This window comes from Pseudomonas iranensis (assembly GCF_014268585.2).
Lineage (GTDB): Bacteria > Pseudomonadota > Gammaproteobacteria > Pseudomonadales > Pseudomonadaceae > Aquipseudomonas > Aquipseudomonas iranensis.
Genome location: NZ_CP077092.1, coordinates 1,402,454 through 1,420,882 on the forward strand (window position 1 = coordinate 1,402,454; position 18,429 = coordinate 1,420,882).

Sequence of the window (18,429 nt, forward strand, 5' to 3'; positions counted from 1 at the left end):
AGGGGCGTAAACAACATCGACCAGCAGAGCTGGCCGATGCGTGTAACGGTCAGCCGTAATTAAACGACTGGAGCACGCCAGTCATCGGAACCCGAAGTACCGGATACTTCGTGGGTCCAGGTGATTTTGCGGTAGGTGAACTGCACTTCTTCCAGGTGGGTGAAGTGCGCGTTGCCTGGATCCTGGCAGTTGTGCATTTTGTTGTTGATGGCGACGATGATCGCGTCTTCCAGTTTGGTGGTGTAGTAGTGCTCTTGGGTGCCTTGAGCCGAAGTGCGGTACCACTGGATAACGATTTCGCTCATGCGCTCGCCGGAAGTCAGTGCTGCTTGCAGCAGTGGCGAAGCCTTGTCGTAGACCTTGGTGATCACAACTGGCTTGTGTACGCGCTGACCGGTTGGCTGACCGGATTGCGGGTCACGCGGGATGATCACGTCGTGGGTGAAAGCCTGAACCATGACCTGGTCTTCGTGGCCTTCCTGGTAAGTGTTGCCAACGGAGTCGGCGGTGAAAGCGCCGGCAGTGATCAGGCCTTGTTTTTCGCCGGTAACCGACATGTACGCTGGTGTTGCCATGGGGTGCTCTCCTTGCGGATAAATTTAGGGTGCCCGGAGGCGAAATCGCCCGGTGGGTGGCTGAGAGTTATCAAGGAGCGTGCCAGGTTTTGCGCGGTGCCCGAATGGCGGGGGCGCCACGGTAGTTGGTGATCATTCGGGGCGATTCTCAGCGGGAAAATCGGAAGAAAGTGCGCAAGAAGTTGCGCAGTACTGCGCAACTTCTTGCGCACTTGGCTGCAGGCCTTGCGCCGCTTGAGCTGCAGAGGATTTAGGCCCTGAAATATTACGACCCACTGCGCAACTTCTTGCGCAGTTGGGTATTTGCTGGGACTGCGGTGTTGCCTTCGCGAGCAGGCTCGCTCCCACAGGGACAGTGCTGCCAGCGAAAGCGTCTTATAAATGAAACACCGCGCTCGGCTATACTCCCCGCATTTCGATCAGGCACGAGGATTCACTGTGAAGAACTGGACGTTGCGCCAACGCATTTTGGCGAGCTTTGCGGTGATTATCGCCATCATGCTGTTGATGGTGGTGCTGTCCTACTCGCGGTTGTTGAAAATCGAGGCCAGTGAAAACAGCGTGCGCGACGATGCCATCCCCGGCGTCTATTACAGCTCGATGATTCGCGGCGCTTGGGTCGACAGTTATTTGCAGACCCAGGAGCTGCTCGGCCTCAAGGAAGGCCAGGGCGTTTCCAGCGAAGACGCAGCGGACTACAAGGCGTTCGAGGCGCGTCTGCAAGAGCAGATGGCCAACTATCGCAAGACCATGGCCACCGATGAAGACCGTTCCGAATTCGCCCTGTTCGAGAAGTACCACGATACCTACATGCAGATTCAGGATGCCGTGCTGGACCTGCACAAGCGCAATTTGGAAGCCGATGCCATCAAGCTGTTCAACGAGAAACTGACCCCGGCGTGGTACACCGGACGGATGAAGCTCAACGACATCATTGGCGAGAACAAAGTCGTCGCTGATACCGCCATGGCCAATATCGACGACGCGGTGGCAACGGCCAAAGTCAGCATGGTCATTTCCCTGCTGGTTGCGGTGCTGGCTGCCGGACTCTGTGGTCTGCTGTTGATGCGCGCGATCATGGCGCCGATGAACCGCATCGTGACCATCCTCGACATCATGCGCACCGGCGATCTGAGTTCGCGCCTGAACCTCGATCGCAAGGACGAGTTCGGTGCGGTCGAAACCGGCTTCAACGACATGATGACCGAGCTGACATCGCTGGTGTCCCAGGCCCAGCGCTCCTCGGTGCAGGTGACCACCTCGGTGACCGAAATCGCTGCCACGTCCAAGCAGCAACAAGCCACCGCCACCGAAACCGCAGCGACCACCACCGAAATCGGCGCAACCTCTCGCGAAATCGCCGCGACCTCGCGGGATCTGGTGCGCACCATGACCGAAGTGTCCACCGCTGCCGATCAGGCCTCGGTACTCGCCGGCTCCGGCCAGCAAGGCCTGGCGCGCATGGAAGACACTATGCACTCGGTCATGGGCGCGGCGGATCTGGTCAACGCCAAACTGGCGATCCTCAACGAGAAGGCCGGCAACATCAATCAGGTGGTGGTGACCATCGTCAAGGTGGCCGACCAGACCAACCTGCTGTCGCTCAACGCAGCGATCGAAGCCGAGAAGGCCGGCGAGTACGGTCGCGGTTTTGCCGTGGTCGCCACCGAAGTCCGGCGTCTGGCTGATCAGACCGCCGTGGCCACCTACGACATCGAACAGATGGTTCGCGAGATCCAGTCGGCGGTGTCGGCCGGAGTGATGGGCATGGACAAGTTTTCCGAAGAAGTACGCCGCGGCATGTCGGAAGTGCAGCAGGTCGGCGAGCAGCTGTCGCAGATCATCCATCAGGTGCAGGCGCTGGCGCCGCGCGTGCTGATGGTCAACGAAGGCATGCAGGCCCAGGCCACTGGCGCCGAGCAGATCAACCATGCGCTGGTGCAGTTGGGCGATGCCAGCAGCCAGACCGTCGAATCGCTGCGTCAGGCCAGTTTCGCCATCGACGAACTGAGCCAGGTGGCCGTCGGCCTGCGCAGCGGCGTTTCGCGATTCAAAGTCTGATGAGCGAAATCATCGCCAAGCGTGGCGCCGCGCCAGTGGCGAAGCAGGCGCTGTTTCTGCTGTTTCGCATCGGCAGCGAGCGCTATGCCTTGCGAGCCACCGAAGTGGCCGAAGTGCTGCCGCGCCTGCCGTTGAAGCCGATTGCCCGGGCGCCGCACTGGGTGGCCGGGGTGTTCGCCTATCGCGGGGCGGTGGTGCCGGTGATCGACCTCAGCGCGCTGACTTTCGGCCGACCCGCCGAGGCGCGCACCAGCACGCGGCTGGTGCTGGTCAATTATCAGCCGGATCAAGCGCAAGCAGCGCAATGGCTCGGGCTGATTCTCGAGCAGGCCACCGACACGCTGCGCTGTCATCCGCAAGATTTCCAGCCCTACGGCCTCGACAACCGCGAGGCGCCGTACCTCGGCCCGGTGCGCGAGGATGCGCAGGGATTGCTGCAATGGGTGCGGGTCAATGACTTGCTCGATGACGCCGTGTGCAGCTTGCTGTTCCCCGATCCGCCGCGTGATCCGGCGCAGCTTGAGGCGCAGTCATGAGTGGTGAGCAGCGCTTTTTCGATTTCCTCAAGGAACGCATCGGCCTTGATGTCGCGTCGGTGGGCGCGGCGATCATCGAGCGTGCCGTGCGCCAGCGCACCACGCTGTCCCAGGCCGCCCACGCCGACGAATACTGGCAGCTGTTGCAAGGCTCGCGGGATGAACAGCAGGCGCTGATCGAAGCGGTGATCGTTCCGGAAACGTGGTTTTTCCGGTATCCGGAATCCTTCGCGACGCTGGGCAAACTGGCGCGAGGTCGGCTTAAAGAACTCAACAATATGCGCGCGTTGCGAATTCTGAGCCTGCCGTGCTCGACCGGCGAAGAACCCTACTCGATTGCCATGGCCTTGCTTGATGCCGGATTGCAGCCGCATCAGTTCAAGGTCGACGGCATGGACATCAGCCCGCTCTCGGTGGAAAAGGCGCGGCGTGCGGTGTATGGCAAGAACTCCTTTCGCGGTCAGGATCTGGAATACCGCGAGCGACATTTTTTTGCCGAGCAGGACGGCCACCGGGTCAACGAATACGTTCGCGAACAAGTGCGCTGGCAGGTCGGCAATGTCCTCGATCCGACGCTGTTTGCGAGCGAGCCAGCCTTCGATTTCGTGTTCTGCCGCAACCTGCTGATCTACTTCGACCAGCCGACGCAAAAGCAGGTGTTCGAAGTGCTCAAGCGCCTGACCCATGTTGACGGCGTGCTGTTTATCGGCCCGGCGGAGGGCAGTCTGCTCGGGCGTTTGGGCATGCGCTCGATCGGCATCCCGCAGTCGTTCGCTTTCAGCCGTCATAGCGAGCCGCACCCCGAACCACTGCCGACACCCAAACCGGTCGCCGTGCCGGTCAGCCAGCCATTGCGCAGCGCGCCGCCAGCGCCAGTGCGCAATCGGCCGTTCGCTGCCGTGACGGCTTTGCCGGTGACGAAAAAAACTGCCAACCCCGACGCCGCGACATTGCTGGCGCAAATCGCTGCACTGGCCAACGAAGGCAAAAGCGCCGAGGCCCGTGCCGCGTGCGAACACTATCTGCGCAGCCATGAACCGGTGGCGCAGGTGTTCTACTGGCTCGGGCTGCTCAGCGATGTCGCCGGCCTGAGCCTCGAGGCCCAGGGTTTTTATCGCAAGGCCTTGTACCTCGAACCGCAACACCCCGAAGCGCTGATGCACCTGGCCGCGTTGCTACAGGCTCAGGGCGACACGGCGGGTGCCCGACGATTGCAGGAGCGCGCCGCCCGCAGCGGGCGCACCGCCGACAGTGAGCGTAAACGATGAGCGCGTCCGACACCTTGAACGTTACCCACGAAGACGCCCGCGCCATCGACGATTGCTGGAACCGCATCGGCATTCATGGCGACAAGTCCTGCCCGTTGCTGGAAGAGCACATTCATTGCCGCAACTGCTCGGTGTATTCTGCCGCCGCCACGCGCCTGCTCGACCGTTATTCGTTGCAGCAGGACCAGCGCGAAGCAGTGGTCAGCAAAGTCGAAATCGACGTCAAGACCCGCTCGCTGCTGATGTTCCGCCTCGGCGAGGAATGGCTCGGACTGGCCACGCGCACGCTTGTCGAAGTTGCGCCGTTGCAGGCGATACATTCGCTGCCGCACCAGCGCTCGCGGGCCTTGCTCGGCGTGGCCAATGTCCGTGGCGCGCTGGTCGCGTGCCTGTCGCTGGTGGAACTGCTCGACCTCGGCGCCAGCGTCGCGCCGGCGGGCGGCGGGCGAGTCATGCCGCGCATGCTGATCATCGCCGCCCATGGCGGGCCGGTAGTGGTGCCGGTGGATGAAGTTGACGGTATTCATGCCATCGACGAACGCATCCTCGATGCCGCATCGCAGTCCGGTGCGCAAGCCAGTGCCAAATACACCCGTGGCGTTCTGCAATATCGCGGTCGCAGCCTGCGCTGGCTGGATGAAGAACAGCTGTTGTCCGCCGTGACCCGGAGCCTGACATGACCCCCGAGCAAATGCGCGACGCCTCCCTGCTCGAACTGTTCAGCCTCGAAGCCGAAGCCCAGACCCAAGTGCTCAGCGCCGGGCTGCTGGCGCTGGAGCGCAATCCGACTCAGGCCGATCAACTGGAGTCGTGCATGCGCGCGGCGCACTCGCTCAAAGGCGCAGCGCGGATCGTTGGTATCGACAGCGGGGTCAGCGTCGCCCACGTCATGGAAGATTGCCTGGTCAGCGCCCAGGAAGGGCGTTTGTTGCTGCGTCCCGAGCACATCGACGCGTTGTTGCAGGGCACCGACCTGCTGATGCGCATCGCCACGCCGGCCAACGCGCCGCGACCTGCGGACATTGAAGCCTACGTGACGCTGATGGGGCGTTTGCTCGATCCGTCGGCGCCAGCCGCTGTGGTTGCCACGCCGCCGATGGCCGAGTTGCAGATCGAGCCCGCGCCAACAGCGACAGCGCCGATCATGGACGAGCCCGCCGAGCCGACCCCGGGCAAAAACAAACGCACCACCGAAGGCGGCGAGCGCGTCTTGCGCGTCACCGCCGAGCGCCTGAACAGCCTGCTCGATCTATCGAGCAAATCGCTGGTGGAAACCCAGCGTCTCAAGCCGCATCTGGCGACCATGCAGCGTCTCAAGCGCATGCAGAACAACGGTCTGCGCGCGCTGGAAAATCTCAATGTGCACCTGAAGGAGCATGCGCTGAGCCTGGAAGCGCTCGAGTCGCTGGAAGATGCGCGACGTTTGCTCGCCGAGTCGCAGCAACTACTCAGCGAGAAAAACGCCGAACTCGACGAATTCGCCTGGCACGCCAGTCAGCGCGCGCAAGTGCTCTATGACACCGCGCTGGCCTGTCGCATGCGCCCGTTCGCCGATGTGTTGAGCGGGCAGGCGCGCATGGTTCGCGACCTCGGGCGCAGCCTTGGCAAACAAGTGCGCCTGGAGATCGAAGGCGAGAAAACCCAGGTCGATCGCGATGTGCTGGAAAAGCTCGAAGCGCCGCTGACTCACTTGCTGCGCAACGCTGTCGATCACGGCATCGAAACCCCGGAGCAACGCCTGCTCAAGGGCAAGCCGGAAGAGGGCCTGATTCGCCTGCGCGCCTCCCACCAAGCCGGTTTGCTGGTGCTGGAATTGAGCGATGACGGCAATGGCGTCGATCTTGAGAAAGTCCGCCGCAGCATCGTCGAACGGCAGTTATCCCCAGCCGAAACCGCAGCGCAATTGAGCGAAGAGGAACTGCTGACCTTCCTGTTTCTGCCGGGCTTCAGCCTGCGCGACAAAGTCACCGAAGTGTCCGGGCGTGGCGTCGGTCTCGACGCTGTTCAACACATGGTTCGCCAATTGCGCGGGGCCGTGGTGCTGGAGCAGACGGCGGGCGAGGGCAGCCGTTTCCATCTGGAGGTGCCGCTGACGCTTTCGGTGGTGCGCAGTCTGGTGGTGGAAGTCGGTGAAGAGGCCTATGCGTTCCCGCTGGCGCATATCGAGCGCATGTGCGATCTGGCGCCGGAAGACATCGTGCAGGTCGAGGGGCGTCAGCATTTCTGGCACGAAGGCCAGCACGTCGGGCTGGTCGCGGCCAGCCAGTTGCTCAATCGCCCAGCCAGTCAGAACGATGGCGCTACCCTGAAAGTCGTGGTGATCCGCGAGCGCGAGGCGATTTACGGGGTGGCGGTCGAGCGCTTCGTGGGTGAGCGCACGCTGGTGGTGTTGCCGCTGGACGAGCGTCTGGGCAAGGTTCAGGACATCTCCGCCGGGGCCTTGCTCGATGACGGCTCGGTGGTGCTGATCGTCGATGTCGAAGACATGCTGCGTTCGGTGGACAAACTGCTCAATACCGGGCGCCTGGAGCGCATTGCCCGCCACGGCAATCAAGCTGCCGAAGCGGCGCGCAAACGAGTCTTGGTGGTCGACGATTCGCTGACCGTGCGCGAGCTGCAACGCAAACTGCTGCTAAATCGTGGCTATGACGTCGCGGTGGCAGTGGACGGCATGGATGGCTGGAATGCGCTGCGTTCGGAGAACTTCGATCTGCTGATCACCGACATCGACATGCCGCGCATGGACGGCATCGAGCTGGTCACCCTGCTGCGCCGCGACAACCGTCTGCAATCGCTGCCGGTGATGGTCGTATCGTACAAGGATCGCGAAGAAGACCGCCGCCGTGGACTGGATGCCGGCGCCGACTATTATCTAGCCAAAGCCAGTTTTCATGACGACGCCCTGCTCGATGCAGTGGTCGAGCTCATCGGAGGAGCGCGGGCATGAGGATCGCAATCGTCAACGACATGCCCCTGGCGGTGGAGGCCCTGCGCCGAGCGCTGGCGTTCGAGCCGGCGCATCAGGTGATCTGGGTCGCCAGCAACGGCGCCGAGGCGGTGCAACGCTGCGCCGAGTGCACACCAGACCTGATTCTGATGGATCTGATCATGCCGATCATGGACGGCGTCGAAGCCACGCGGCGGATCATGGCCGAGACGCCGTGCGCGATTGTCATCGTCACCGTGGATCGTCAACAGAACGTGCACCGCGTGTTCGAGGCCATGGGTCACGGCGCACTGGACGTGGTCGACACGCCAGCGATCGGCGCCGGCAATGCCCAGGAAGCGGCGGCGCCGTTGTTGCGCAAGATCCTCAACATCGGCTGGCTGATCGGCGACAAGGCGCCACGTGCGCGCCCGGCGCCGAGTTCGCCGCGCAGTTCGCCGTCACGTCAGCGGCTGGTGGCGATCGGTTCGTCTGCAGGTGGGCCAGCGGCGCTGGAAGTGTTGCTCAAAGGCCTGCCGAAGGATTTTTCCGCCGCGATCGTGCTGGTGCAGCATGTCGATCAGGTGTTCGCCGCCGGCATGACCGAATGGCTGGCCAGTGCCAGCGGCCTCGATGTGCGTCTGGCCCGTGAAGGCGAGCCGCCGCAAAGTGGCGCGGTGCTGCTGGCCGGGACCAATCACCATATTCGCCTGTTGAAAAACGGCACGCTGGCCTACACCGCCGAACCGGTCAACGAGATCTATCGCCCCTCGATCGACGTGTTTTTCGAGAGCGTCGCCAGTTACTGGAACGGTGACGCCGTCGGGGTTTTATTGACCGGGATGGGGCGCGATGGCGCGCAAGGGCTTAAGCTCATGCGCCAGCAGGGTTATTTGACCATTGCGCAGGATCAGCACAGCAGTGCGGTGTACGGCATGCCCAAGGCTGCCGCGGCGATCGATGCCGCGGTGGAAATCCGCCCGCTGGAAAAGATAGCGCCACGATTGCTGGAGATTTTCCCCAAATGAACAGGTTGATCGGCAATCCAGGCTCCCGCAGTACTCAGGTGACCGCTCATGAATGATTTACAGATCGACGACATTAAAACCGACGAGAACGCCGCCATGGTGTTGTTGGTGGATGATCAGGCGATGATCGGCGAAGCGGTGCGCCGTGGGCTGTCGAATCAGGAAAACATCGACTTCCACTTCTGCTCCGACCCGCAGCAGGCCATCGCCCAGGCGGTGCGGATCAAGCCGACGGTGATCCTCCAGGACCTGGTGATGCCCGGCCTCGATGGCCTGAGCCTGGTGCGCGAATACCGCAATCACCCGGCGACCAAGGACATCCCGATCATCGTCCTCTCGACCAAGGAAGACCCGCTGATCAAGAGCGCGGCGTTTTCCGCGGGCGCCAACGATTATCTGGTGAAACTGCCGGATACCATCGAGCTGGTCGCGCGGATCCGCTACCACTCGCGTTCCTACATGACATTGCTGCAACGAGACGCCGCGTACCGTGCGTTGCGGGTCAGCCAGCAGCAATTGCTCGACACCAATCTGGTGCTGCAACGGCTGATGAACTCCGATGGCCTGACCGGGCTGTCTAACCGCCGTCACTTCGACGAGTACCTGGAACTGGAGTGGCGCCGTTCGCTGCGCGATCAGACGCAGCTGTCATTGCTGATGATCGACGTTGATTACTTCAAGTCGTACAACGACAGTTTTGGCCACGTTGAAGGCGACGAAGCGTTGCGCAAGGTCGCTACGGCGATCCGCGAGGCCAGCTCGCGGCCATCGGACCTGCCGGCGCGTTACGGCGGCGAGGAGTTTGTGCTGGTCCTGCCGAACACTTCGCCGGGCGGCGCGCGGCTGTTGGCCGAGAAACTGCGCCAGACCGTGGCGGCGCTGAAAATTCCGCACAACACGCCGGCCGAGGGCTCCAGTCTGACCATCAGCATTGGTCTGGCGACCATGGTGCCCCAGGCGGGGAGTGATTGCCGGCTGCTGATTTCGGCGGCGGATCGCGGCTTGTATCTGGCCAAGAACAATGGGCGCAATCAGGTCGGGATCGAGTAACGGCCGTTGCCCTCACCCCAGCCCTCTCCCCGGAGGGAGAGGGGGCCGACCGAGGTGTCTCGGGCCAGACATCGACCTGAGAGATCGCAGCGATTATGGATCTTCAGGCTTGGCGATCACGGATTCGGTGAAGCCATGTCTAGTCGGCGTATGTTTCAAATATCCCCCGATCGGTCCCCTCTCCCTCCGGGAGAGGGCTAGGGTGAGGGCAGCAATCTCGGCCCATTCACCGCCAGACGGGCTGCCGCGACAGCCTGTTTACGTTATACTCGCCGGCTTTCAAAAGTTCGCCAACGAGTGCTGCCCGTCATGGAAATCAACCCGATCCTGAACACCATCAAGGACCTGTCCGAGCGCTCCGAAACTATTCGGGGGTATCTTTGACTACGATCAAAAGCATGAGCGTCTGACCGAGGTCAATCGCGAGCTTGAAGATCCGAGTGTCTGGAACAAACCTGAATACGCCCAGGAGCTGGGCCGCGAGCGTGCCGCGCTGGCGCAGATCGTCGACACCCTCGACGAACTGAACGGCGGTCTGGCCGATTGCCGCGACCTGCTGGACATGGCCGTCGAAGAAAACGACGAAGGCGCAGTGGGCGATGTCGTCGCCGAGCTGGCCCGTCTCGAGGAAAATCTGGCCAAGCTGGAATTCCGCCGCATGTTCAGCCATGAAATGGACCCGAACAACGCCTACCTGGACATCCAGGCCGGTTCCGGCGGTACCGAAGCGCAGGACTGGGCCAACATCCTGCTGCGCATGTACCTGCGCTGGGCCGACAAACGCGGTTTCGACGCGACCATCATGGAACTGTCCGCCGGTGAAGTCGCCGGGATCAAGGGCGCGACCGTGCACATCAAGGGCGAATACGCCTTTGGCTGGCTGCGTACCGAGATCGGCGTGCACCGTCTGGTGCGCAAAAGCCCGTTCGACTCCGGCAACCGTCGCCACACTTCGTTCTCCGCTGTTTTCGTCTCGCCAGAGATCGATGACAAGGTGGAAATCGAAATCAACCCGGCAGACCTGCGGATCGACACCTATCGTTCCTCCGGTGCCGGTGGTCAGCACGTAAACACCACCGACTCGGCCGTACGTATCACCCACGTACCGACCAACACCGTGGTCAGCTGCCAGAACGAGCGTTCCCAGCACGCCAACAAGGACACCGCGATGAAAATGCTGCGGGCCAAGTTGTACGAGCAGGAAATGCAGAAGCGCAATGCGGCCTCGCAGGCGCTGGAAGACACCAAGTCCGATATCGGCTGGGGTCACCAGATCCGCTCTTACGTGCTCGATGCCTCGCGGATCAAGGATCTGCGGACCAACATCGAACGCAGCGATTGCGACAAGGTGCTCGACGGCGACATCGACGAGTACCTGGAAGCCAGCCTGAAATCCGGCCTGTAACACCCTCTGTGGGAGCGGGCTCGCCCGCGATCCCCAGCCGAAGGCTGGGGGCAACGAACCTGATGGAATACTTAAAGACATGAGCGACCTACAACTCGACCCGCAAGCCCTGCAACAGGAAGAAAACTCCCTGATCGCCCTGCGCAAGGAAAAGCTTGCTGCCGAGCGCGCCAAGGGCAATGCCTTCCCGAACGACTTCCGCCGCGACAACTACTGCGATGCCTTGCAGAAACAGTACGCGGACAAGACCAAGGAAGAGCTGGCAGAGGCTGCAATCCCGGTCAAGGTTGCCGGTCGCATCATGCTCAACCGTGGCTCGTTCATGGTGATCCAGGACATGACCGGGCGCATTCAGGTCTACGTCAACCGCAAGACGCTGTCCGAAGAAACCCTGGCTGCGGTGAAAACCTGGGACATGGGCGACATCATTGCCGCCGAAGGCACCCTGGCGCGTTCCGGCAAAGGCGACCTGTACGTTGAAATGACCAACGTGCGCCTGCTGACCAAGTCGCTGCGTCCGCTGCCGGACAAGCACCACGGCCTGACCGACACCGAGCAGCGCTACCGCCAGCGTTACGTCGACCTGATCGTCAACGAAGACGTGCGCCAGACCTTCCGCGTGCGTTCGCAAGTGATCGCGCACATCCGCAGCTTCCTGATGAAGCGCGACTTCCTCGAAGTCGAAACGCCGATGCTGCAGACCATTCCCGGTGGCGCCGCAGCCAAGCCGTTCGAAACTCACCACAACGCGCTGGACATGGAAATGTTCCTGCGTATCGCACCAGAGCTGTATCTGAAGCGTCTGGTGGTTGGCGGTTTTGAAAAGGTCTTCGAGATCAACCGCAACTTCCGTAACGAAGGCGTTTCGACTCGTCACAACCCTGAGTTCACCATGTTGGAGTTCTATCAGGCGTACGCCGATTACGAAGACAACATGGACCTGACCGAAGAACTGTTCCGCGAGCTGGCGCAGCTGGTACTGGGCAGCACCGACGTGCCGTACGGCGACAAAGTGTTCCACTTCGGCGAGCCGTTCGTGCGTCTGTCGGTGTTCGACTCGATCCTCAAGTACAACCCTGAGCTGACTGCCGATGATCTGAACGACATCGACAAGGCTCGCGCCATCGCCAAGAAGGCCGGCGCCAAGGTGCTGGGCTTCGAAGGTCTGGGCAAATTGCAGGTGATGATTTTCGAAGAGCTGGTCGAGCACAAGCTCGAGCAGCCGCACTTCATCACTCAGTACCCGTTCGAAGTGTCGCCGCTGGCCCGTCGTAACGACGAGAACCCGAACGTCACCGACCGCTTCGAGCTGTTCATCGGTGGTCGTGAAATCGCCAATGCCTACTCCGAGTTGAACGACGCCGAAGATCAGGCCGAGCGTTTCATGGCGCAGGTGGCCGACAAGGACGCCGGCGACGACGAAGCCATGCACTACGATGCCGACTTCGTCCGTGCGCTGGAGTACGGCATGCCGCCAACCGCCGGTGAAGGTATCGGCATCGATCGTCTGGTGATGTTGCTGACCAACTCGCCGTCGATCCGCGATGTGATCCTGTTCCCGCACATGCGACCGCAAGCGTAAACGTTTCAGTTAAAAAGCCGCCTAAAACAGGCGGCTTTTTATTGCCTGTCTGGTACAAATGTATCAATTGGTTAATTTGGCATTAGTAGAGGAAGTGCTGTCGTGATGGGTGCATTAGCTCAAGAAGGTGCAGCGGGTATCGCCACTGCGGTCGCTGAAAGTGTTCAGTACCAGGGCCGCAAGGCCAGCCGACAGGGCAGTGAGCAGCGTCGCCAGGACATTCTCGACGCCGCGATGCGCATTGTCGTGCGCGACGGCGTGCGTGCCGTGCGCCATCGTGCGGTCGCGGCGGAGGCCGGCGTGCCGCTGTCGGCGACCACGTATTACTTCAAGGACATCGATGACCTGCTCACCGATACCTTCGCCCAATACGTTGAACGCAGCGCGGCGTACATGGCCAAGTTGTGGATCAATAACGAGGGTCTGTTGCGCGAAATGGTGGTCAGCGCCGACGGCAGCCCGGAGTCGCGCTCCCAACTGGCCGATGACATCGCGCGGCTGATGGCCGATTACGTGCACCGGCAATTGATCAATCGGCGCGAGCATCTGATGGCCGAGCAGGCGTTCCGCCAGGAAGCGCTGCTAAACCCGCGTCTGGCCATTCTGGTGCGCTCGCATCAGCAGATTCTGTTGCAGGGCACCTGCCAGTTGTTCCAGGTACTGGGCTCGCGCGAACCGCAGCAGGATGCCAAGGTGTTGACGGCGATTATCGGCCGGATGGAATATCAGGGCCTGCTCAACGACGCTGAGCCATTGGCCGAAGAGGACATGCTCGGGATCCTGACGCGGTATATGCACCTGGTGCTGGCGTCCGTCTAGCGTTTCACGCTACACCCCGTGGGAGCGAGCCTGCTCGCGAAAGCACTCTGATATTCAACATCTCCGTTGTCTGACACAGTGCATTCGCGAGCAGGCTCGCTCCCACAAAAGGCCTCAGCGCCTATGATTGGCTACGTCACGTTTTCTACAGGAGTTTCGGGTGGACGATTACCAGCAGACGATACGCATGTTGTCCGATCGCATTGTGCTGGCGCAGACGCCGATCCGCGTGCTCGATGCGGTCAAGTGGGACGACAACGTGCGCAAGGGTTTCCTCAAGGCCAAAGGCAAGGAAATGCCGGCGGTGGATCGCGACTACTACCTCAACCGCCCGCTGTCGTTCGATTCGAGCCAGGTCAAACTGGAATTCCAGAACATCGAGCGCGACATCACCCGCCAGCTCGGCCAGTTCAACCCGGTCGGGCAGATCATGCGGCGCATGTGCAAGGAGTACCGCATGGTCGTGCGCATGCTCGAGGCGCGCGGAACCGAGGATTTCGGCCTGATCTCGCAAGAGCTGTACGGCGCGGCGTCCGATGCTTTCCACGCCGGTGATCCGACTTTGGCCGATCTTGGCCTGATGATGTCCGACTACCTGAACAACATCGACGGGCGCGGCGATCTGAAGGACGAGCCGAAAATCCTCACCGCCAAAGACGCGGTGCACCTGCTGCAAACCCGTTTGAACAAAGTGTTTGGCGAGGCCGAAGAGACCATTCGCGTGTTCGAGTCCGACGGCATCGTCGCCGACGCGGCGGCGGGCGCCGACTACATCAAGATTCGCACCGACGCACTGTTCAACGACCGCGACGTGCGCGCACTGGAAGTCCACGAGGGCCTGGTGCATGTCGGCACCACGCTCAACGGTTTGAACCAGCCGATCTGCACCTTCCTGTCGAAAGGCCCACCCTCGTCCACGGTGACCCAGGAAGGCCTGGCGATCCTGATGGAAATCATCACCTTCGCCTCTTACCCGAGTCGCCTGCGCAAATTGACCAACCGCACCCGTGCGATTCATATGGTGGAAGAGGGCGCCGACTTTTTGCAGATTTACGAATTCTTCCGCGAGCAGGGTTTCGAGATGGCCGAAAGCTACGGCAATGCCAGCCGGGTTTTCCGTGGCTCGACGCCGACCGGTCTGCCATTCACCAAAGACTTGTCCTACCTCAAGGGCTTCATCATGGTTTACAACTACATTCAGTTGGCCGTGCGCAAGGGCAAGCTTGAGCAGATTCCGTTGTTGTTCTGTGGCAAGACCACACTGGAAGACATGCGGACCCTGCGGCAACTGGTGGACGAAGGACTGGTGGTGCCGCCCAAGTATTTGCCTGACCAGTTCCGTGACTTGAATGCGTTGTCTGCGTGGATGTGTTTCTCCAACTTCCTCAACCATTTGAGCCTGGACCGGATTGAGGCGGATTACTCCAATATCCTCTGATAGCTGATCGTTCCCACGCTCCGCGTGGGAATGCATCCCATGACGCTCCGCGTCACGGTGGACGCAGAGCGTCCATGGCGGCATTCCCACGCCGAGCGTGGGAACGATCCAACCGTATTTCAACCTGAAATTTTGCGAGGTTTCACCGGATGAGAATCCTCGGCATTCTTTGCCTGCTCTTGACCCTCGGTGGTTGTAGTTCGCTGCTGTTCTACCCGGAACCGGGCCAGATCTTCACCCCGGACAAAGCCAAACTCGAATACCGCACCGTCACGCTGGTCACCGCGGATGGCTTGAAACTCAACGCCTGGTGGCTGCCGGCCAAACCTGGGGTCGAGGTCAAAGGCACGGTCCTGCATCTGCACGGTAACGGCGGTAATCTGCCGATGCACCTGGGCGGCAGTTGGTGGTTGCCGAAGAACGGCTATCAGGTTTTGTTGGTGGACTATCGCGGCTACGGTTTGTCCGAAGGCAAGCCGAGCCTGCCGGCTATCTATCAGGACATCGACGCCGCGTTCGCCTGGCTCGACAACGCGCCCGAGGTCAAAGGCAAACCGCTGGTGCTGCTCGGGCAGAGTCTGGGCGGCGCGATGTCGGTGCATTGGCTGGCGCAGCACCCGGAGCGGCAAAAACAACTCAAGGCCCTGGTGCTGGATGGCGTGCCGGCCAGTTATCGCAGTGTCGGCCAATTCGCCCTCAGCACTTCGTGGCTGACCTGGCCATTGCAAGTGCCGCTGTCGTGGCTGGTGCCGGACGGCGACAGCGCAATCAACTCGATGGCGCAGCTGACCGGCGTGCCGAAGCTGATCTTCCACAGCATCGACGACCCGCTGGTGCCAATGGCCAACGGCATTCGCCTGTATCAGGCCGCGCCGCCGCCGCGCGTGTTGCAGCTGACCCGGGGTGGTCATGTGCAAACCTTCGGCGACCCGGTGTGGCGTCAGGTCATGCTGCGCTACCTCGATGATCCCAAACACTTCGAAGGCCTGCGCCGCCTCGGCGAAATCCCCAACTATCCGCCGCCCCCGAATTCTGAAGATGAGACCCCGCAATGACTGAAGAACGTAATGCCATCCCGCTGATCATCACCGGTATCTGCAGCATCCTCGGCACCGTCGGGGCGCTGTGGTACTACGGCTACCTGCACTTTGCCAAGCCGGAGGATGCGTTGCTGCTCAGCGAATTCACCATGCTCAAGACCGTGCCGGGCGAGGACTACAAAGTCTCGCTGACACCTGCGCCGCAAGTGGCGCAGTGCATTGATGGCGTGCTGGTGCTGTTCGATACCGAACAGAAAGGCCTGACCGGGGTGTTGATCAACGCGCAGAAAAAAGCTGTGCGGTGTATGAGCGAAGATACTCCGCAGAAACTCGAGAAGTGATTCTGCAGGTTCAGCCCTCACCCTAACCCTCTCCCAGAGGGAGAGGGGACTGACCGAGGTGTTTGTTTAAGCTACGTCGACCTGATCCATTGCGCCGAACACAAGTTTTGAAAGCGGCACAAATCGCCTCCCTCTCCCTCGGGAGAGGGCTGGGGTGAGGGGCTACGATGTCTGATCCCACAAAAAAAGCCCCGCCTGATCAACTCAGGCGGGGCTTTTGCGTTACCGGGTGGAGCTTAGTTCGAGCTCACCGAAGAACGCGGTGCTACTGGCTGGTTGTCGTTGGAGATGGTCACTTCCACACGACGGTTCATCGCACGACCCGAAACGCTGCCGTTATCCGCTACCGGATATTCCTTGCCATAACCCTGAGCAACGATGCGCGAAGGATCGACGCCCATCTTGATCAGGGCCATCTGCACGGAAGTCGCGCGGCGCTCGGACAGCGACTGGTTGTAGCTCGCGGTGCCGGTGCTGTCGGTGTAACCCTCGACGATCACTTTGCGGTCCGGGTTTTCCTGAAGGAATTGCGCCAGTTTGTTGATGTTCACCAGGCCGCTGGATTTCAGATCAGCCTTGTTGGTGGCGAACAGCACGTCACCGAAAGTCACCAGCGTACCGCGATCGGTCTGCTTGGCGTTGAGGCTGTCCTGCAGTTGTTTGATCTGCTGGTCACGGGCATCCAGACGGGCCTGGGCACGTTGGGCTGCGGCGTTTTTCAGGTTGTTTTCAGCGGTGCGCAGAGCGATGGTCTGCTTGGCCACTTCGACGCGCTGGTTGGTCAGGTAAGCCAATTGGTCAACCTTGGCTGCATCTTCTTTGTCCAGATAAGCCTTGTCGGCCTTGTCCAGGTAATCGCTGGCGTCTTTGGTTTCCAGTGCCGCGACTTTGCTCGCCTGTGGGTTGGCCTGCAGGCCGGCGTAGTTGGTGCGCGCCTGTTCCAGGTTCGGGTTAGGCGGGGTGGAGCAGGCAGCCAGTGCAACGCTTGCGGCCAGAAGAGCGGGAATCATCAGTTGCTTACGCATAATTTGTCGTCCTTTCTATCGGTAAGAGTTTCAGCTTTGCGGTCGGGATGCGCGCTTACTGCACAGTGCGCTGGCTTTCCTGACGCAGTTCCTGAACACCTTTCTGGGAATCCTTCACAGCCTGTTCGGCCTTGGCGGCCTGAGCCTTGCGTTCAGCGACGCGAGCGTCCCATTCAGCCTGTTCGGACAGGCGACGGGCCTCGTCATACTTCTTGTCGTGCATGGCGATTTCAGCTTGTTTCAGTTTGTCCTGAGCCTGCTTCATCTCCACCGCAGCGAACTCGGTACCGCCAGCGCTGACGGCGCTGTTGACGGCCGATTGAGTGACGGCGTACTGCTCGGTCGGAGGATTACCGGCGCAACCGGCCAGTACGAAGCTGGTGCCGATGGCCAGAGCGGCCAGTTTCAGACCGCGCAGGTGGGAAAACGAGGTTTGGGTTTTCATGGTCTTCAACTCCATTAGGCATCTCCTGAAAATACAACTGAATCCATCCTGGCAGAGGAGCCGAAAGCATCGCTTGTAGACGCGAATTGAAACGCTCGTTCCAGGCGTGGTTACCTGTTCCGACCGGCGGCATTTTTGAAAAGTTCAGAAAAGATGGCCTATCGCCAAAAATTAAATTGACCGTTTGGACAAGGCTCTGGGACGGGAACTTTGGCGGTTTGAAGCGGTACGCGCGGGTGCAATCTGGCCGTTGATAAACCGATTTTCGATCTGGAATACGACCGATGTGGGAGCGAGCCTGCTCGCGAATGCGATGTGTCAGTCAGCGCAAATGCTGAATGAAAATCCGCATTCGCGAGCAGGCTCGCTCCCACGGTTTTGATGTGTGTCGGGTCAGTGCTTCTGCTTGTTCTCAGCCGAGGAGAGGTCATGCAAATGCCGTCGCGACAACGCCAGAAAACGCGGCGTCGGGCCTACATCTTCATACAACGGATCGCCTTCCTCATCCGTCGCCACCACCGTCGAACCCTTCACATACGGCAGGCTCGCTTCGAACTCCTCAAGCGCGGCGCCGATCAGTTCGCCGAGCAATTCCTCGGGGTGCCGCTTGGGATACATTTCGGCAATCGCCGCCAGGCGCGCGGCGGATTCCACATCCAGGTGAATCGTGTAGCCGGTGTCGGTCAGGCGACCTTTGGCGTTTTCTTCCCAATGCTGGGCGAGTTCACGAATTTTCATGATGACCTCATTTCGCGCCTGCTGATGGCAGGCCTGGGTGAGTGTCCGGCAGCGCCGGCGGCGGGCCGTCGTACGGCTTACTGTTGAGACTGGCTTTCGCGCGCAAGGTTTAAGTCGATTCGTCGCCTGCTTGTAAGAAGCGGCGCAGAGCG

The 18,429-nt window shown here is 61.0% G+C and carries 17 protein-coding genes; 13 read left to right on the forward strand and 4 right to left on the reverse strand.

Annotation, left to right across the window (positions count from 1 at the left end; genetic code table 11):
- Positions 1–59: 59 nt before the first annotated feature.
- Entirely contained in the window at positions 60–575 is a 516-nt protein-coding gene (locus HU724_RS06105; protein ID WP_007949952.1) for an Hcp family type VI secretion system effector, read from the reverse strand.
- A 438-nt stretch (positions 576–1,013) separates the two neighbouring features.
- Between HU724_RS06105 and HU724_RS06110 the strand changes: the two genes are divergently transcribed.
- The 13 genes from HU724_RS06110 to HU724_RS06170 all read left to right on the forward strand — a co-directional run bounded on the left by HU724_RS06110 (position 1,014) and on the right by HU724_RS06170 (position 16,069).
- Positions 1,014–2,636 (forward strand): methyl-accepting chemotaxis protein, encoded by a 1,623-nt coding sequence (locus tag HU724_RS06110; protein WP_056783144.1) that lies wholly within the window; start codon positions 1,014–1,016, stop codon positions 2,634–2,636.
- On the forward strand, positions 2,636–3,172 hold the full coding sequence (locus HU724_RS06115) for a chemotaxis protein CheW (RefSeq protein WP_186569521.1): 537 nt from the start codon (positions 2,636–2,638) through the stop codon (positions 3,170–3,172). The genes HU724_RS06110 and HU724_RS06115 overlap by 1 nt, the downstream gene beginning before the upstream one ends.
- Positions 3,169–4,440: a CheR family methyltransferase gene (locus tag HU724_RS06120; RefSeq protein WP_186569522.1), complete on the forward strand. Its 1,272-nt coding sequence runs from the start codon at positions 3,169–3,171 to the stop codon at positions 4,438–4,440. Before HU724_RS06115 ends, HU724_RS06120 begins: the two co-directional genes overlap by 4 nt.
- Entirely contained in the window at positions 4,437–5,120 is a 684-nt protein-coding gene (locus HU724_RS06125) for a chemotaxis protein CheW (protein ID WP_122699373.1), read from the forward strand. Before HU724_RS06120 ends, HU724_RS06125 begins: the two co-directional genes overlap by 4 nt.
- Positions 5,117–7,387, forward strand: coding sequence for a hybrid sensor histidine kinase/response regulator (locus tag HU724_RS06130; RefSeq protein ID WP_186569523.1), 2,271 nt, complete (start codon positions 5,117–5,119; stop codon positions 7,385–7,387). Before HU724_RS06125 ends, HU724_RS06130 begins: the two co-directional genes overlap by 4 nt.
- A complete protein-coding gene (locus HU724_RS06135; RefSeq protein WP_186569524.1) occupies positions 7,384–8,394 on the forward strand; it encodes a chemotaxis response regulator protein-glutamate methylesterase in 1,011 nt (336 codons plus the stop codon). Before HU724_RS06130 ends, HU724_RS06135 begins: the two co-directional genes overlap by 4 nt.
- A 48-nt stretch (positions 8,395–8,442) precedes the next feature.
- The gene (locus HU724_RS06140) at positions 8,443–9,444 is read left to right on the forward strand and encodes a response regulator (RefSeq protein ID WP_122699371.1); all 1,002 of its coding nucleotides are present in this window, start codon (positions 8,443–8,445) and stop codon (positions 9,442–9,444) included.
- A 309-nt stretch (positions 9,445–9,753) separates the two neighbouring features.
- Positions 9,754–10,849, forward strand: a protein-coding gene (gene prfB, locus HU724_RS06145) for a peptide chain release factor 2 (RefSeq protein ID WP_099758102.1) whose coding sequence is annotated in 2 segments (ribosomal slippage) — positions 9,754–9,825 and positions 9,827–10,849 — 1,095 coding nt in all. Because the reading frame shifts where the segments join, the coding sequence is not laid out codon by codon here.
- Between the two features lie 79 nt (positions 10,850–10,928).
- Positions 10,929–12,431 (forward strand): lysine--tRNA ligase, encoded by a 1,503-nt coding sequence (lysS, locus tag HU724_RS06150; protein WP_024011743.1) that lies wholly within the window; start codon positions 10,929–10,931, stop codon positions 12,429–12,431.
- Positions 12,432–12,536: 105 nt separating this feature from the next.
- A complete protein-coding gene (locus HU724_RS06155; protein ID WP_016771505.1) occupies positions 12,537–13,250 on the forward strand; it encodes a TetR/AcrR family transcriptional regulator in 714 nt (237 codons plus the stop codon).
- 187 nt (positions 13,251–13,437) lie between these two features.
- Positions 13,438–14,688 (forward strand): flavohemoglobin expression-modulating QEGLA motif protein, encoded by a 1,251-nt coding sequence (locus HU724_RS06160; protein ID WP_166554750.1) that lies wholly within the window; start codon positions 13,438–13,440, stop codon positions 14,686–14,688.
- Between the two features lie 149 nt (positions 14,689–14,837).
- Positions 14,838–15,743 carry an alpha/beta hydrolase gene (locus HU724_RS06165; RefSeq protein WP_186569525.1) on the forward strand — a complete coding sequence of 302 codons (906 nt, stop codon included), beginning with the start codon at positions 14,838–14,840 and terminating at the stop codon, positions 15,741–15,743.
- Positions 15,740–16,069 (forward strand): PA3694 family proteiin, encoded by a 330-nt coding sequence (locus HU724_RS06170; protein ID WP_186569526.1) that lies wholly within the window; start codon positions 15,740–15,742, stop codon positions 16,067–16,069. The genes HU724_RS06165 and HU724_RS06170 overlap by 4 nt, the downstream gene beginning before the upstream one ends.
- A 236-nt stretch (positions 16,070–16,305) precedes the next feature.
- Here HU724_RS06170 and lptF read toward each other — a convergent pair whose 3' ends face one another.
- The 3 genes from lptF to HU724_RS06185 all read right to left on the reverse strand — a co-directional run bounded on the left by lptF (position 16,306) and on the right by HU724_RS06185 (position 18,277).
- Positions 16,306–17,094 (reverse strand): lipotoxin F family OmpA-related lipoprotein LptF, encoded by a 789-nt coding sequence (lptF, locus tag HU724_RS06175; protein WP_024011746.1) that lies wholly within the window; start codon positions 17,092–17,094, stop codon positions 16,306–16,308.
- Positions 17,095–17,149: 55 nt separating this feature from the next.
- Entirely contained in the window at positions 17,150–17,554 is a 405-nt protein-coding gene (locus HU724_RS06180; protein ID WP_024011747.1) for a DUF4398 domain-containing protein, read from the reverse strand.
- A gap of 378 nt (positions 17,555–17,932) precedes the next feature.
- Complete coding sequence (locus HU724_RS06185) at positions 17,933–18,277, reverse strand: hypothetical protein (RefSeq protein WP_042606952.1); 345 nt, start codon at positions 18,275–18,277, stop codon at positions 17,933–17,935.
- Positions 18,278–18,429 lie beyond the last annotated feature (152 nt).